The 17,156-nt window shown below is 40.4% G+C and carries 8 protein-coding genes, 2 tRNA genes, 1 rRNA gene and 1 pseudogene; 8 read left to right on the top strand and 4 right to left on the bottom strand.

Features of this window, described 5'->3' with window-relative positions; translation table 11 throughout:
- Window positions 1-747 precede the first annotated feature (747 nt).
- Window positions 748-1,170 carry a hypothetical protein gene (locus H6793_00950; protein USN95718.1) on the top strand — a complete coding sequence of 141 codons (423 nt, stop codon included), beginning with the start codon at window positions 748-750 and terminating at the stop codon, window positions 1,168-1,170.
- Window positions 1,170-4,217 (top strand): type IV secretory system conjugative DNA transfer family protein, encoded by a 3,048-nt coding sequence (locus H6793_00945; GenBank protein USN95717.1) that lies wholly within the window; start codon window positions 1,170-1,172, stop codon window positions 4,215-4,217. Before H6793_00950 ends, H6793_00945 begins: the two co-directional genes overlap by 1 nt.
- Here H6793_00945 and H6793_00940 read toward each other — a convergent pair.
- Together H6793_00940 and H6793_00935 are read right to left on the bottom strand one after the other, a co-directional pair.
- The gene (locus H6793_00940) at window positions 4,214-4,780 is read right to left on the bottom strand and encodes a hypothetical protein (protein ID USN95716.1); all 567 of its coding nucleotides are present in this window, start codon (window positions 4,778-4,780) and stop codon (window positions 4,214-4,216) included. The genes H6793_00945 and H6793_00940 overlap by 4 nt on opposite strands.
- A 6-nt stretch (window positions 4,781-4,786) precedes the next feature.
- Window positions 4,787-6,445 (bottom strand): isopeptide-forming domain-containing fimbrial protein, encoded by a 1,659-nt coding sequence (locus H6793_00935; protein ID USN95715.1) that lies wholly within the window; start codon window positions 6,443-6,445, stop codon window positions 4,787-4,789.
- Between the two features lie 164 nt (window positions 6,446-6,609).
- Here H6793_00935 and gyrB point away from each other — a divergent pair, with 164 nt between their 5' ends.
- The 5 genes and pseudogenes from gyrB to H6793_00910 all read left to right on the top strand — a co-directional run bounded on the left by gyrB (window position 6,610) and on the right by H6793_00910 (window position 15,404).
- The gene (gene gyrB, locus H6793_00930; protein USN95714.1) at window positions 6,610-8,574 is read left to right on the top strand and encodes a DNA topoisomerase (ATP-hydrolyzing) subunit B; all 1,965 of its coding nucleotides are present in this window, start codon (window positions 6,610-6,612) and stop codon (window positions 8,572-8,574) included.
- A gap of 66 nt (window positions 8,575-8,640) precedes the next feature.
- A pseudogene (gene gyrA / locus H6793_00925) lies at window positions 8,641-11,078 on the top strand (DNA gyrase subunit A).
- 436 nt (window positions 11,079-11,514) lie between these two features.
- A 16S ribosomal RNA gene (locus H6793_00920) occupies window positions 11,515-13,015 on the top strand.
- Window positions 13,016-13,556: 541 nt separating this feature from the next.
- On the top strand, window positions 13,557-14,297 hold the full coding sequence (locus H6793_00915) for an SDR family oxidoreductase (GenBank protein USN95713.1): 741 nt from the start codon (window positions 13,557-13,559) through the stop codon (window positions 14,295-14,297).
- Window positions 14,298-14,318: 21 nt separating this feature from the next.
- A complete protein-coding gene (locus H6793_00910; protein ID USN95712.1) occupies window positions 14,319-15,404 on the top strand; it encodes an aminoglycoside phosphotransferase family protein in 1,086 nt (361 codons plus the stop codon).
- A gap of 269 nt (window positions 15,405-15,673) precedes the next feature.
- Here the strand turns inward: H6793_00910 and H6793_00905 are convergent.
- Window positions 15,674-15,750, bottom strand: a tRNA-Ile gene (locus H6793_00905).
- A 19-nt stretch (window positions 15,751-15,769) separates the two neighbouring features.
- A tRNA-Ala gene (locus tag H6793_00900) sits at window positions 15,770-15,846 on the bottom strand.
- 127 nt (window positions 15,847-15,973) lie between these two features.
- On the opposite strand from H6793_00900, the gene H6793_00895 reads away from it, so the two are divergent.
- Complete coding sequence (locus tag H6793_00895) at window positions 15,974-17,131, top strand: endo alpha-1,4 polygalactosaminidase (protein ID USN95711.1); 1,158 nt, start codon at window positions 15,974-15,976, stop codon at window positions 17,129-17,131.
- Window positions 17,132-17,156 lie beyond the last annotated feature (25 nt).

The raw sequence follows: 17,156 nt of genomic DNA, 5'->3' as shown, positions 1-17,156 counted from the left end.
TGAACAAAATATTTGATTAAAAAATAGAGAATATTTATAGCAAACGTAATTATATTCACAACATATATATAACAACAAATATGAATATCAAATCAATATTCTAAGATAAAAAAATCATATTTACAACGAAAAGTATTGACTATTACTACAAAATGGTGTAGCATTAAAGACAGTGGAGTAAAAACAAAACATGTGTGTCGGCGCTCACTGTTTGTTTATCACAAACATGAGCGGTCAGTCATAGCTAAGGACGGCAAGCGCTAAATAAGTCATAAAAATAGAGCGGATTTGTCGTCCAGCTTTTTAGTTGTTTACGTTTTTACTTGTATAATTGTTATGTGAATAAATCTCGAAAAAAACTTACTGTAGTTGTATTGCTATATTCCTTAATCGTGGTTCTCTTACTGTTTACAAATCCCGAAAGGTTGCCATTAATTGTCGTATTAGCACCGTTTTTACTGATTTTTATGGCGTTTTTTTTGACTATTGATATGTTCTTGGAAGCATTTTTTACCTTGTCTAAGTCAAAGAAGCGAATAATATCTTTAACCACAAGCGTTATGCCTGTTGTTTTACTATTAATTCAATCTATCACACAATTAACAATTCGAGACATCATCTTGTGTGTGTTAATTACGATAATAATTCTTTGGTACACATCTAAAACGTCATCAGATAAATAGAGGATGTCTGGCTTTTGTATATTTTATCTAGAGTAAACAATAAGTTATTGGTATAATTGTTTTAATGAATCAGGATGGAACACAAACCCCAAATAACCTAGAGCTTCCAGACGTAAAACCAGAATCCAGTAATTCTGGTGGTGTTGTTAATAATGAAGATAGAAAAGCCCCTACGACAGCTATGCCGGCAATTACAACACAAGCTACAGATAGTGATGACAAATCAATAACCCTGAATGATCGCTCAAATACAGCAAGTCTGGAAAATCAGACTGGCGTGGCTTCAAGTTCTTCAGTAAGTTCGACAACTAATTCTCCAATGATAGCTGACGATGTTGATCTTATTGAAAAGGAGTGGGTAGAAAAGGCTAAGGAGATTGTCAACAAGACCAAAGATAATCCATACCTTCAGAATAAAGCAATAAGTGAAATAAAGACTGATTATATCAAGAAGAGATATAATAAAGATTTATCAAAGAGTGAATAATGAGTGGTTTTTTGTTTATTATAGCGGTATTGGTTGCCATTGTCGTTATTGTGGTTCCTATTGTCTTTGTTCATTCGCGAAATTTATTGCGTGAACAAAAGAATTATGAGCGTGGACTCAAAATGGTCCCGTTACTAATCCATCTTCCTCCATCCAGCGACGACAAAGATTCGGGTGGGCGTGATGATCGAGAAGTTATTGATGAGAATATATCAAAAGCTCAGATTATGTACGGAATTATTGCAAGTACCATGAAAAAGGGGTTGAAATCAAAATTCTATGGACAGAGACACTTTGCTTTCGAAATTATTGGGGTTAAGGGTTTCGTTAATTTTTATGCCGCTGTTCCGGTTGCTTTAGTTGATGTAGTTAAGCAGGCTGTAATTAGCTCGTATCCTACAGCGCGATTAGAAGAGGTGGAGGAACATAATATATTTAGCCCGGTTGGAAAAATTGCTGCTACAACTGGAGGTGAATTAACGCTTAAAGAGTCATTTGCTTATCCGATAGCAACCTATCAAGATATAAAAAGAGACCCCATTCAGTCATTACTAAATGCTTTAGCTGAATTGGATAATGAAGATGGCGTAGGAATACAGATATTAATGAGGCCAGCAAACCCAAATTGGCGTAAACAAGCATCTGAAATTGCCAGCTCAAAAAGAAAGGGTAAGGGAGGCAACAAGCCAAAAGAAGAAGCTTTTTGGTGGATTAAGCAAATATTTGTTGCCTTATGGAAGCCACCAGAAGATAAAGGTAATAAAGATAGTGGATCTGACAAACCTGATCTATCAAACATGGAGCAGTCTGTACTTGATGCCATTGATGATAAGACTAGGCATCCTGGATATGAAACTCTTATTCGTATCGTAGCATCATCTAATGTCTCGCAGAAGTCACAGACAATCTTGAATCATGTCGTAGCATCATTCTCATTGTATGATGCACCAGGCAGGAATGGATTTAAATTTACGCAAGCAAAAGATATTGATAGTTTTGTAACATCGTACATACTCAGATTTTTTCCTCCATCAATGACTAAGAATATTTTAAACTCAGTAGAGCTTGCTGGTATCTTTCACTTCCCAGATCAAAAAAACATCCCAACTTCACAGCTAGAGAGACAAGCATCGAAGCAGGTTGATGCGCCAAGGAATATGCCTGATGATGGCTTATTGCTAGGATACAACTTGTTTAGGGGCGCCAAAAAGCCGATTAGGTTAAGTTTGAGTGACCGACAAAGACATATGTATGTTGTTGGACAAACAGGTACTGGTAAATCAACATTTCTCGAAAATCTAGCATTACAAGACATGTTAAATGGTGATGGCTTTGCTTTTGTTGATCCTCATGGCGATACAGCAGAGAAGTTACTGTCAATGGTTCCAAAGGAGAGGACCGAAGACATTATGTATTTTTGTCCATCAGATATGGAGTACCCTATGGGCCTAAATCTATTTGAATTCTATACTCCTGAACAGAAGGATTTCCTAGTTCAAGAGACATTGAATATGCTATATAAGTTGTATGACCCACAACGACAAGGTATTGTTGGGCCACGCTTTGAGAGGATATATACCAATGCGGCGCTACTACTTATGTCTGACCCTAAAGGTGGTACTTTTGTAGATATTCCTAAATTGTTAATTGACCCTCCATTCATGAAGGAGAAACTTCAGTATGTTGAAGATCAAAATGTTATCGATTTTTGGACCAAAGAATGGCCTAATTCACAGAGATCAAATGATTCAGGCGAAGTCATTGCTTGGGTTGTCAGCAAGTTCGGAGCGTTCTTAAGTAATGAAATGATGCGAAATATCATTGGTCAGACTAAAAGCTCGTTTGATTTACGGGATATTATGGACAACAAAAAGATTCTATTAGTTAATCTCAGTAAAGGAAAGACAGGTGAATTAAACTCTAGGTTGTTAGGTATGATTTTTGTTATGAAATTTCAGGCAGCAGCTATGAGTAGAGCTAATATTCTTGAAGATCAACGACAAGATTTTTGTTTGTATGTAGATGAGTTTCAGAACTTCTCAACAGACTCATTTGCTACAATTATGTCAGAGGCGCGAAAGTATCACCTTAATTTGGTTGTTGCCAACCAGTTTACAACCCAATTAACAGATGAGATTCGAGAAGCAGTTTTTGGTAATATTGGTACAATTGTTTCGTTTAGGATTGGTCAGAATGACGTAGATACGCTGTCTAGATACTTTCAGCCATTATTTGATGGTGATGATTTGCTACGTGTCCCAAATTTCAATACCATTGTTAGAACATTGATCAGCGGAGTACCTACACAACCGTTTAGTATGGCTACACTGCCAACACTAGGAAAACCTAATGAAAAGCTATCAAGCGCCTTAAAACAGTTGTCAGCGGCTAAATACGGGCGTCCAAAAGCAAAAGTAGAAGAGGAGATCTTTGCACGATTATCCACCAAGGAACCTCCCAAAACAGCGTTCGGATCGTCATCTAGCATACCTAGATCAAGGCCAGCATCTGGGGTAGGTGGTCAATTTGGTTCGAATAATCAGATGGCATCACCTCAGCAAGCTACAGCTCCTAAAGCAGTACAACCGAAGTCATTCCTTGATGAATGGTTGGCCAAGAAGAAGGTCGCACCTCAACCTCAACCTCAACCTCAACCTCAACCTCAACCTCAACCTCAACCTCAACCTCAACCTCAACCTCAACCTCAACCTCAACCTCAACCTCAACCTCAACCTCAACCTCAACCTCAACCTCAACCTCAACCTCAACCTCAACCTCAACCTCAACCTCAACCTCAACAGGATTCATTATTATCCAAACCACCAACTAGTGCAGGTCAGGTATTTACACCTATTCAACCAAGAAAGGATGAAGTAGGTATCGAGGATAAATCTAGGTTGACAACAAATCCAGGTATTTCAAATACTCAGGGCGAAGAGGACGCTAAAGATGTCGACAAGGGAACAGGAGAGATCGACTTAAGTAAACTGGGAAATGACGAGATAACTATCGATAATGATGGCAATATCTCAAACAAGCAGGGTTAATTATTCTTTTTGATAGTCAGCAATCTGTAGACCAATTCTATCAATAAACCCATCATGTATCCGCAGATGAAAATCAGCACAAAAAGTATATAGTTGTAGGTGAATCCACTTCGTTTACTGATAATGAAGACAACTAAACTACCAATAAATGCTCCAACTCCTCCAAATAATATGCCACTAGGTCTTGCTACAGTTTTTGAGCCGATATCACTAGCTTTTTCGATAGCTGGACGATGAATAATTTTACTGAAAGCCCTGTCAGTGGTGCTTAGTTGTTTTTGAGTTTTTCTAAGAACTTTTTTATAGGCATCATGCTTAATATGTTTAGTTATTGTTACTGAGTGTGGTTGTTTTGTTTCCTTTTCTGCTAACTGGTAATCTTCACTTTTTAGGGCCGTTCTATCGATACTGTCTTTTATGGCGTCAATAGAATCTTGAGATATTTCATGAGCGTTCTTTGCTTTCTCGTGCAAATCTTTTAGGTGTTTTTTTTCATGGTCACTGCTATGAGCCTCGTGAGACTTAATATGTTCTTGTGATTGGTTATGTAATTTTTCACTCATAGTATACTACTGGCCTCCTGAAGAGTATTCTTGTTTTACTAATTCTAATTCTTTAGCCATAAGTCGTGTTCGGGTAAAGAAGTAACCTACGAAAGTAGTCAATATCCCGCCAATAATTAGTGCCTCGCCCGGTCCAGTATTAGGTAGTGTCTGGGTAATGACTTTTTCGGTTTGTTTTGGTACACCACCCGGGAGTTTGATCTGTATGGTGTTTCCGTAGACGTTTGTAAGCAATAAGTCAAATGATCCTGGATTTCCTGACGGTGTAGGGGTTTGTGGTACAGGGTTTTTTATTTTCACCCTAAAAGTCTTAGTAACTGATTGGTCCGGCTTAATAGATATAGGCTTATTCCATGCTAAGGTTTGAGTGTCTTGATCAAAAACAGCGCCGTCAAGCGAGTTGAAGTCTAGATCTGCATATTCCAACACATCAGCCAATTCTTCTTGCTTAAGAATAGTGTCTTTTGACTCGCCATCACCATAATTTTTAGTCGTTAGTGAGTATTCGATAATATCACCAGCAGATGCGGTTGTGCCGTTTGCATCATCAATGTTCTTTGTTACGTTTTTAGCTTTCTTTTCAATTGCTAGTATTGGTTTTTTATCCTCTGTTTTAACAGGTGGAGGAGTTTTGCAATCGCCATTGGGTTGAGCTATCGTATTTGGTGGGCAATCAACAATAATTTTATTACATACTGTTGATTCGTTTGTTTTTCTTACTTGTTTGGTTGGAATATCTACATCTTCTAGCCAGGCCGTATTACATACACTTTTACCCGATGGTGTACCTTCTCTTACTTTGGCGGTGATTGTTATGAATCCAGGTGTACCAAATACATCGGTATTTCCGAAAGTATAGAATGGAGGTGTATTATTTGACCATTTAAGGCTTTGGCCGTTATTGGTAAATATCCACCCATTATATTGTGAGCTAACATACTCAAGCTCAGGATCTAATCTATCATTTACTGAGAAGAATGCCGCTGTGCCTCCAGTGTTAGAGAAGGCAATTGTGTACTTAATTGTATCGCCAGGCTTTACGCTGCCGGTAGGTTCATTCACTTTAGCAACTTTTAATACAGCTGGAGGTTCAGGTTTAGGTGCGGGTGGTTTATAGCCATTTTGTATAACGATATTTCCACAATCATACATAACCATGAATGGCATACCATCTGGGGTTTTCGTTACGAGCATCTTATATGATGTATTGCCCCAACTCGATAGTGGTCTCAAGTAAAATGTTCCGGCTCCTTGTATGTTGACTGGGTATTCTCCGGGTTTTTGATAAGGGTTACGACCCATTGAATAAAGCTGATTATTATAGGCGCGAGAATTTATAGTTTGAACCCCAGAGTTCGCCAGAGTAGTGCAATTTATTCCGTAGTGTTCAACGATTGTTCGAAATCCTTGAGTGTTATTGTTACACCTTTGTACTGCCTCAGATTTTGATTTAAATCCACACCGTATAATGTCATTACTACTACACTGATTACTGGCTTCTGCGGGGGATATGACAGCAAAAACCTGAACTACTAGCGTCAACGCGACAAATACAAATCCAATCCTACGTATACTGGACTCTCTATTTAATCTTTTTGCATAAAAGGATACTTCTGTGATTAAGCTTGGATTAAATGGCAAGTTTGAAAGGAGTTTTTTGAACATTTTATTTTGTATTTATTTAATAACCAGACTTATTTAAACACATAAGCACTAATGCTTACAAGGTTATTATTTGTCTAACACCACATTTTCAGATACAATATAGAGTATCAAAAAGATGAGGGATGATTTATAGATGTATATTTTAATGCAAAGGGTTGTTCAGGGTGAGTAAACAAAAACAATATGATTCAGAAGCTATTCAGGTATTAGAGGGGCTTGAGCCGGTTCGTAAGCGCCCAGGAATGTATATTGGGGGGACAGGTAAGGATGGGCTGCATCATCTAATAAAAGAGATTGCCGACAATTGTGTCGACGAAGCGATTGCTGGTTTTGCCACAGAGGTATTCATTACCTTGCACGAAGATGGCGGTGTAAGCGTTCGTGATAATGGACGCGGAATACCAGTAGATAAGATGGAAAAAACAGGGAAGAGCGCTCTTGAAACTGTCTTGACTGTCCTTCATGCAGGTGGAAAGTTTGGTGGCGGTGGCTATAAAGTGTCAAGTGGCCTTCATGGTGTAGGTAGTAGTGTGGTTAACGCCCTTTCTACTAGACTAAAAGCCGAGGTATACAAAGATGGGTATGTATATACCCAGGAATATGAAAAAGGTGTTCCGTTATACGATATTAAGAAAGGCTCTAAGATTGATAGTACCGGCACAACTATTACGTTCTATCCAGATCCAACTATTTTTAAAGAAACTGTCGAAATCGATTATGAATGGGTGGTCGATTATCTTAGGCATCAATCTTATTTAACGAAGGGTCTAAAGACATCAGTATATGATCAACGTACTGGCGAACGGTTTGCATTTTATTTCGAGGGTGGAATACAGTCTTATGTTAAGCATTTGAATTTTGGCAAAGATGTTGTTGATGAAGACGTTTTTTATGTGGAGAAGGATGTTGAGGATTGTCAGGTTGAAATTGCCATGCAGTATACAGATGCATATAGTGAATCCATTAAACCATTTGCTAATAATGTTCTTACACCAGATGGTGGAACACACTTAACGGGCTTTAGGTCGGCATTAACTAGAGTTATAAATGATTACGCTCGAAAGAACAGTTTATTGAAAGAAAAAGAAGAGAACCTTAGTGGCGAAGACTGTCGTGAAGGGTTAACGGCAGTTATCTTGGTTAAACTTCCAGATCCACAATTTGAAGGTCAAACTAAGAATAAGTTAGGCAACCCTGAGATACGAGGATATGTTGAGCAGGTGATGACAGAATACCTATCTTATTATCTTGAAGAGCATCCAGCTATCGCTAAAAAAGTTGTAAATAAAGCAATATTATCTGCCAGAGCAAGAGCAGCAGCCCGGGCTGCACGAGAGAACGTTATTAGAAAAGGTGCACTTGACAGTACTTCGTTACCGGGTAAGTTAGCAGATTGTTCCAGCAAGGACCCAAGCAATTCAGAGCTATATATAGTTGAGGGTGACTCTGCTGGTGGTTCTGCAAAATCTGGTCGAGATAGCAAAACTCAAGCAATCCTGCCTTTAAGAGGTAAGGTTTTAAATGTTGAACGAGCCAGGTTAGATAAAATGTTTGCTAATAATGAAATCAAGAGCCTTATCACAGCAATTGGGGTAGGTATTGGTGAACAATTAGATATCGAAAGGTTACGATATCATCGAATTATTATTATGACCGATGCCGATGTTGACGGTAGTCATATCAGTACATTGTTGATGACATTTTTCTTTAGATTTATGAAACCAGTTATTGATGGCGGTCATTTGTATCTTGCGAAACCGCCGTTATTTTTGGTTAAGTCTGGAAAAAAGAAGAACTACGCTTACTCTGATTCGGAGCGCGATGATTTATTGAATATGTTGATTGAAGCCAAGAAAGCCAAAGGTACAGAAGTAAGACTTGGAGAGGATATTTCTAAACAAGCTGGTGCTGAGGTAAGTAGATATAAAGGTTTGGGTGAAATGGATGCTGATCAGCTTTGGGATACTACTATGAATCCAGAGAACCGAGTTTTAATTCAAGTAAAAGTTGAAGATGCTGAGAAAGCAGACGCTATATTCAGTAAATTAATGGGAACAGAGGTAGAATTGCGCAAGAACTTTATTCAAACACGCGCTAAATTTGCAAATACAGAGGAATTGGATATATAAATTATGAATAAAGATATAGATAATCAAGAAGAAATAGCTGTTGTGCAAGAACAGAATCATTCACGTATGATAGAAAATCGTACTGTTGAGAATGTAATGGAAGACAGTTACTTAAGGTACTCAATGAGCGTGATCATTGCCAGGGCATTACCTGATGTTAGAGATGGCTTGAAACCGGTACATAGGCGTATTCTTTACGTAATGGACAGAATGGGTATTCGTTCGGGTGGCAAGACCGTAAAGAGCGCTCAAATTGTCGGTGAAGTTATGGGTAAGTATCACCCACATGGCGACGGTGCGATTTATGATTCTATGGTACGTATGGCTCAAGATTGGTCAATGCGATATGAATTAGTACAAGGTCAGGGTAACTTTGGCTCTATGGATGGTGATCCGCCAGCCGCTCATAGATATACAGAGGCTAAGATGGCTAAGTCTGCAGAAGCTTTGCTTGATGATATTGAAAAGGAAACCGTTGATTTTCGGGATAACTACGATGGAACAAGAAAAGAGCCTACAGTTTTGCCGGCAAAGTTACCAAACCTATTACTTAATGGTCAGATGGGTATTGCAGTTGGTATGGCAACAAATATTCCACCCCATAATCTTGGCGAATTAGTTGATGCAACTACGCACTTGATTGATCACCCAGAATCCACAACAGATGATCTGTTGGAATTATGTCAAGGGTCCAGACTTTCCCAGGTGGTATAGTTTTGGAAAAGAATCCATCAGGTCAGCATATTCTTCTGGAAGAGGTGGAATTGTTATACGTGCTGCTCGCTGATATTGTCGAAAATAAGAAGGGTAGGCATTCTATCGTCATTTCTGAAATACCATACGCCTTCAAATAAGGCAAGTTTAATAGAAAAGATTGCTGATCTGGTTAAAGAGAAGAAGATAGTTGGTATTGCTGATCTTCGTGATGAAAGCGCTAGAGGAACGGTCAGAATTTCGTTATCGATCTCAAGAAAGATGCTTATCCTAAGAAGATCTTGAATCAGCTTTATAAGCTTACACCTTTGCAGAGTAGTTTTCATTATAATATGTTGGCCCTGATTGATGGAATACAGCCAAGAGTTTTGGGATTGCAAGATATATTGAGTGAATATATCAAACATCGTCAATCAGTTGTTCGTAGAAGAACCGAGATTGAACTAAAGAAGGCTAAAGAACGCGCCCACATATTAGAAGGACTTAAAATCGCACTTGATAATATAGACGAAGTCATAGCTATTATTCGTGCTAGTCAAACTACCGATGAAGCCCAAATAAATCTAATGGCAAAATTTAATCTTAGCGAGATTCAAGCTAAGGCGATATTAGCTATGCAACTTCGAACATTAGCAGGTTTGGAAAGAAAGAAAATCGAAGATGAGTTAGCGGAACTATTGAAATTAATTGCTGAACTTGAGGCTATTTTGGCAGATGAAAAGAGAATCCTGAAGATTATTAAGGACGAACTTAAAGAAATCAAAAAACAATTTGGTGATGTAAGACGAACAAAAATTGTACCCCAAGAATTAGGAAAAATGAGTGACGAAGATCTTGTTCCTGATGAACAAGTTGTAGTAACCCTAACATCAGCGAACTATATCAAACGAAGCCAAGTAGGTGAATACAAGAGGCAAGGGCGTGGCGGTAAAGGTCGGCGCGGCATGACAACACGAGAAGAAGATGTGATTGAACACGTTGTTAATGCCTCAACACACGATTACTTACTATTCTTCACAAATAAGGGTAGAGTGTTTAGAATAAAAACATATGAAGTTCCTTCTGCTAGCCTTACTGCTAAAGGCGTAGCAATTGTAAATCTGTTACAACTTCAGCCCGAAGAAAAAGTTAGCTCAGTAATAAATATTTCGAAAACAAATAATGTTGGTAATTTATTTATGTGTACAATCAAGGGTGTTGTTAAGAAGACTCCTTTCGAGCAATACAAGAATGTCAGAAGTACCGGACTTATTGCTATCAATCTGGATGACGGAGATGAACTTAAGTGGGTTAAGATGACCAACGGTAGCAACGAAGTTTTAATATCTACTTCTAAAGGGCAGGCTATTAGATTTGACGAAAAAGATGTTCGTCCAATGGGAAGAACAGCCAGGGGAGTCAGAGGAATTAGATTAAGAACTAATGATCAGGTTATTGGCATGGATATTGTTGAAGAGGGAAGTAGTATTTTTGTTATCAGCGAACAGGGTTATGGAAAGCGTACTAAAGTTGATCAGTTTACTGCACACGCAAGAGGTGGCGTTGGGATTCGCTCGGCGGTAGTAAATACCAAGACCGGTGATCTAATGGGGGTTAAGTCTCTAACAAATGGAGAGAAAGAGGTGATTATCATATCGATTCAAGGACAGACCATACGCTTGGGCCTAAAGGATATTCCTCAACTTGGTCGCGCTACACAGGGCGTGCGCATTATGCGCTTAAATGACGGTGACACTGTCGCCTCGCTAGCTTTGGTTGATAAGCCTGAAGATGATAAGCAGTCCGAATAAGATTAATCAAAGAAATAGATCTTGCATAAATAATAACGTAGATTAAATCACATCAAAATATGTATATATTATCTTGACATAGATTCATTTAACGGATAAGATTATACGAGCTTTTGAGGATTCTTGTATTATAGTGTCTTTAAAAAACGAACTTTAAAAGTTGAGTAGTGCAATTTTTGTCCCCTTATGGGGACACGATATAATTCATAGATTTTTAATCTCGTGGATTGTATTATCAACGTCAGTTCATTTTGACTGAATGTTTTACTTTAATAAAACAGTATCAGGTCAATTCTCATATTAATTTATGAATTTTTTTGGAGAGTTTGATCCTGGCTCAGGATGAACCTCATGTCGAAGGCATGGTAATCGTAGTACGGCGTCGCCGTCAGCGTTTATTTTAGGTTCATTTTAAGTCAGTGATTTGCTTCAAATTTTTTTGGAGAGTTTGATCCTGGCTCAGGATGAACGCTGGCGGCGTGCCTAATACATGCAAGTCGAGCGGTAAGGCTCTCACTCTGTATTTAAATAGTTGAATATAGTGTGAGAGTACACGAGCGGCGGACGGCTGAGTAACGCGTAGGAATGTACCCCAAAGTGAGGGATAACTGCCTGAAAAGGTAGCTAATACCGCATGTGATCTTCGGATTAAAGCTTTATGCGCTTTGGGAGCGGCCTGCGTAAGATTAGCTTGTTGGTGAGGTAATGGCTCACCAAGGCGATGATCTTTAGCTGGTCTGAGAGGATGATCAGCCAGACTGGGACTGAGACACGGCCCAGACTCCTACGGGAGGCAGCAGTAGGGAATTTTCCACAATGGACGAAAGTCTGATGGAGCAACGCCGCGTGCAGGATGAAGGCCTTCGGGTTGTAAACTGCTTTTATCTGTGAAGATTATGACGGTAGCAGATGAATAAGGATCGGCTAACTCCGTGCCAGCAGCCGCGGTCATACGGAGGATCCAAGCGTTATCCGGAATTACTGGGCGTAAAGAGTTGCGTAGGCGGCATAGCAAGCAGGATGTGAAATCGTGTGGCTCAACCACATACCCATGTCCTGAACTGCTAAGCTAGAGAGTGGAAGAGGTCGCTAGAATTCCTGGTGTAGGGGTGAAATCCGTAGATATCAGGAGGAATACCGATGGCGTAGGCAGGCGACTGGTCCATTTCTGACGCTCAGGCACGAAAGCGTGGGTAGCGATCGGGATTAGATACCCCGGTAGTCCACGCCGTAAACGATGGATGCTAGCTGTACGGAGTATCGACCCTCTGTGTAGCGAAGCTAACGCGTTAAGCATCCCGCCTGTGGAGTACGGCCGCAAGGCTAAAACATAAAGGAATTGACGGGGACCCGCACAAGCGGTGGAGCGTGTTGTTTAATTCGATGATAAGCGAAGAACCTTACCAGGGCTTGACATCCTGCTAAGGTCTCCGAAAGGAGACTGTGCCTTCGGGCCGCAGTGACAGGTGATGCATGGCCGTCGTCAGCTCGTGTCGTGAGATGTTTGGTTAAGTCCATCAACGAGCGCAACCCTTATAGTTAGTTGGATTTTTCTAGCTAGACTGCCCCGGTAACGGGGAGGAAGGAGGGGATGATGTCAGGTCAGTATTTCCCTTACGTCCTGGGCTACAAACACGCTACAATGGCCGGTACAAAGGGCAGCCAACCCGCGAGGGGGAGCAAATCCCATCAAAGCCGGTCTCAGTTCGGATAGCAGGCTGAAACTCGCCTGCTTGAAGTCGGAATCGCTAGTAACGGTAGGTCAGCACACTACCGTGAATACGTTCCCGGGTCTTGTACACACCGCCCGTCAAGCCACGAAAGTCGTCAATACCTGACGTGCTAGCTAGCCTAGCCCTAAGGTAGGGGTGATGATTGGGGTTAAGTCGTAACAAGGTATCCCTACCGGAAGGTGGGGATGGATTACCTCCTTTCTAGGGAGTTTCTAGCATCCGTTTTGTTCCTTTTAAAAGGGGAAAGAGCAACCCGACAAAATGTGAACCATTTTGCCGGCGTGATGAGAAAAACCGTAGGTTTGTTTCATTAGCGAAGCGTGATAGCTAGGTCGATATCGATACATTGTGATCAGTACTGACAATGTATTTTCCTGCAAGCAGGACGATCCGCAGTGCTAACCAGATCTTGCGTTGATAATTGCACTACCCAGTTTTTAAATAACTAAAAAGAGCCCATTTGCGAGAGGGCTCTTTTTTAAAATCAAGTATTCTTAAAGTTAAAGGTATTCAGACAGATTATTATGAGGATTTGGTAGATTTTATAACGTTGTACAAATTCAATATGTAGAATAACTAAAAAAACACAAGCCTTTCTGAATAAGTCTTTTTTGTATCTTTTAGATCCTTTTTCGCCGAATTCCTTTTAGTTATAGATGGTTTTCTGAGGTTGATTATTTTGTAGATGGCTCTCATGATTATGTTTGTGAATTATAACAGGGTTGAAATGTGTTATAATTGGGATGTGAGTTTTCTAAATAAAGTAGCGTTAGTAACAGGTTCAACACAAGGCATCGGCTTAGCGATAGCACACAGACTTTTTAATGACGGTGCTACCGTAATTCTGAATTCGCCAAGTGAATCAGATAAATCGGTTTTGGAGCAATTTAATGACTTAGCAAGAGTCCGCTTCGTTGCTGCCGACATCTCCAATAAAGCTGAGCTGGAACGAGTGAGGCAACATATAAAAGATGAGTTTGGTCATCTTGATTTGCTTGTAGCAAATGCGGGGGTACTACCACTCCCCGCTGGAATTGACGACATTACAGACGAAAATATAAGTCGCACTATAGATGTAAATCTGAAAGGTACTTTCAGCACCTTAAAGCTACTTGGTGCGCTAATCAAAGAAACATCTAAAGACGGTGCTATTGTTGCGCTAACATCAGTTGACGGCATAATTGGCGAGCCTTACGGAGTAATTTACTCGTCTACCAAAGCGGGTATTATCTCACTTACAAAATCGTTTGCTCGCAAGTACAATGAGCCGCTTGTTCGTGTCAATGCGGTTGCCCCCGGTTTGGTCGATACTCCCCTGACCAAAAGCACAGGCGAAGACCCTAGCTGGACAACAGACCTTTCTATCATTAAACGCATGGGAAAGCCCGAAGAAATAGCTTCCGCTGTTGCTTTTCTACTATCAGACGATGCTTCTTTTATAACTGGGCAAATTCTTGCTGTTGACGGCGGGTTTACTTTGAAATGAGTTGTAAATATGAATCTTGATATGGATAAAATAAACGCCCAAATTGCCGACAGGCACGATGTCTTTTACTGGCAGACTGACCGAGCTATTGAGCCTGAACAGGCTGGACATATCTGGGCAGACCGTCATCGATATTTTACAGATGATGAACTGCTCAATAAAGTAAATGGAGTGCTCGGGCGTGACGGTTTGACCGATATTGAACCACTAGACCTAGATGCACAAACAAATCTGGGCAATGTAAATTCTGTGCGAGTTGGTCGCTTGGCGACTGGCAAAGAAGTAGTGATCCGTTGCCACCCTAGAGGTGTCAAAAACGGCTACTTCCATGCCGAAGCGGTCGCCGCACGAAAAGCCAAAGAAGCAGGTTCGCCTAGTTATGACACGCTCGCTATTCACGATTATGAAGGCGGAGATGATTTTGCTTTTCAAGTGATAGATAAATTGCCTGGGTACGCAATTAAAAAATGGTTGGAAACACATCCTGACGACGAGGCCAAACTATTGCCAGAAATTGGCAAGGAGATGGCACGACTACATCAAATAAAAGTTAGTGGTTTTGGTGCATTTGATAATGAAAAAGCCAAAAATGGCGAATTGGTTGGTTTACACCAGACTTTTGGCGAAGCCGTCCGCGCAGGTTTGCCATTTAATATTGATGTATTGAAGCAATACGGCATATTGACCGAGCAACAAGCCGAAGCAATAGCAAAATTATTTGATAGCAATCCTTTACTAGACTCGAACGAAGCGATTTTGGTACACAATGATTTTGCTGACTGGAACTTATTGACTGATGGGCAGGGTATTACGGGTATTTTGGATTGGGACGAGTGTGTTGGCGGAATACCAGAGAGTGACATTGCTTGTTGGAGTACCTTTTTTGAACCTGAGCGTCTAAAAGGTTTCTTGGACGGTTATTTTTCGGTTGTCCAAAAGTCTAACGACTTTGATGACAAGTTTGAGTTACTGCGCTTGCGCTATGTTGTGTCAAAAATGACACTGCGTTTGCGTCGTTATTCTTGGGAACCTACCGACTTTATGCGTGAGAAAATTGAAACTGGCAAAACCCATTTGGCACAGTCAATGGAATGCTTTGGGCTGTAAGTCTAGGTGACCCGATCAGGCTACTTCTAAATTCAAAAGAAAAAAATCGCTCGTGAAAGCGACAATTCTTAAAAAATCCATTTGATGGTGGGCGATGAGGGACTCGGTCACCTCTGGCGACCCCACAACTTCATCTTTGAAAACAAGTTTTCAAGAGAAGATTGCCGTCCAAACTGCCACAGGCAGTTCTCCCCTCCGACCTCAAGTGTCGAATATTCAAGCCACAGCACCGACCATTTAAAAAACCACCCTAGGGTGGCTTCTTTAAATGGTGGGCGATGAGGGACTTGAACCTCCGACCTCGTCATTATCAGTGACGCGCTCTAACCAGCTGAGCTAATCGCCCTAAATCATAAATAGTAATTTGGTGGAGCGTCGGGGACTCGAACCCCGGACCCCCTGCTTGCAAAGCAGGTGCTCTAGCCAACTGAGCTAACGCCCCAAATTACTCGAGTAATTTTACATCAATTTGACCACTAAAACAATAGTAGTGACTATTTTAGCTTGAGCGTGATACTATATTATTATACGATAAATAAATTTCGGTAATAAAGCTAGTCATAGAGATTATGAAAAAAGTTAAAATTAGCCTTAGAAAATTAATAGAAAATAAGAAGATTTTTGTAATATTATTCATTGCCATAATTGGATTTATTGCCATTTTAGTCGCTAAAGCTGGAACATATTCGATTGAAATTGAAGCAGAAAAAGGGGCTGACAGTAAATTAGTAATTGCAGATTCGTCTGCTTCTGGCGGAAAAGCTATAAAATTTGGACAAGCATCTCAAAGCTCTTGGTGGAAACCAGCTCAAAATACCCGCTGGCAGTGGGTTCTTGAAGGTGGTATTACCGTAGATGCAGCTAATCTTAATCGCTTCGATATGTGGGATATTGATCTTACTGATGCAATCCCAGGCAATACTACCCAAACGGTAACTTGGGCTAATGGAGAGACAAGAACAGTAACTTGGCCAAAAGGCAAGAATGCAGATGCATTTACAGCTCTTAAGTCATCTGGAAAAAAGGTTATTTGTTATATGGATATAGGGGCTTATGAGACATATGAGCCAGATGCTTCGCTATTTCCTGGAAAGTGGGGCTCAGGAAATAATAGCCGGGGGAGTATTCCATACAATGGGCCAGCATCATATGCAAATGTAGATGTTATTGGTGGAACATCAGAAGATTCAGCCGGCGGTACTTTTGAGGGTGAGTATTGGATGGATATTAAAGAAAATTCTTGGCAATATTGGGCACCGATTATGTGGGCTCGTCTTGATGTAGCAAAAAAAATTGGCTGTGATGGTGTTGAGGGCGATCAGATTAATAGTTACGGAAACGATAAAACCTTTAATATTACTGAAGCTCATTCATTACGACTGTATCGTGAGTATTATTATCAAGCTCACCAAAGAGGGTTAACTGCCATTAGCAAGAATGGCGTGGAATTAACAGACCAACAGGTGACAGAACCTACTGGTATTGTCTATTGTAAACCAGGTCTGTGTGTGCCAGACGGGATTCTTAATGAAGAATGTCAGCAATACGGTGAATGCGATGATTTGAATCCAGCCACGAACAAAGGATTGTGGGTTGGTCAGGTAGAATACAGAGGTAATGCAACTGGTGCTTGTCCGGATGCTAAGAGTAAGGGTAGAATGGCAATGAAGAAGCCTGAAAACTATGCAGTTACAGAAAAAATACTTTGGGCTTGTTGGGAGCAATAATTCCAGGAGTCGTGCTAGAAAAGTA

The sequence above is a fragment of the Candidatus Nomurabacteria bacterium genome, from assembly GCA_023898625.1.
GTDB lineage: Bacteria > Patescibacteriota > Saccharimonadia > Saccharimonadales > JAGQNJ01 > HK-STAS-PATE-36.
This window is presented reverse-complemented; position numbering and strand designations above follow the sequence as displayed.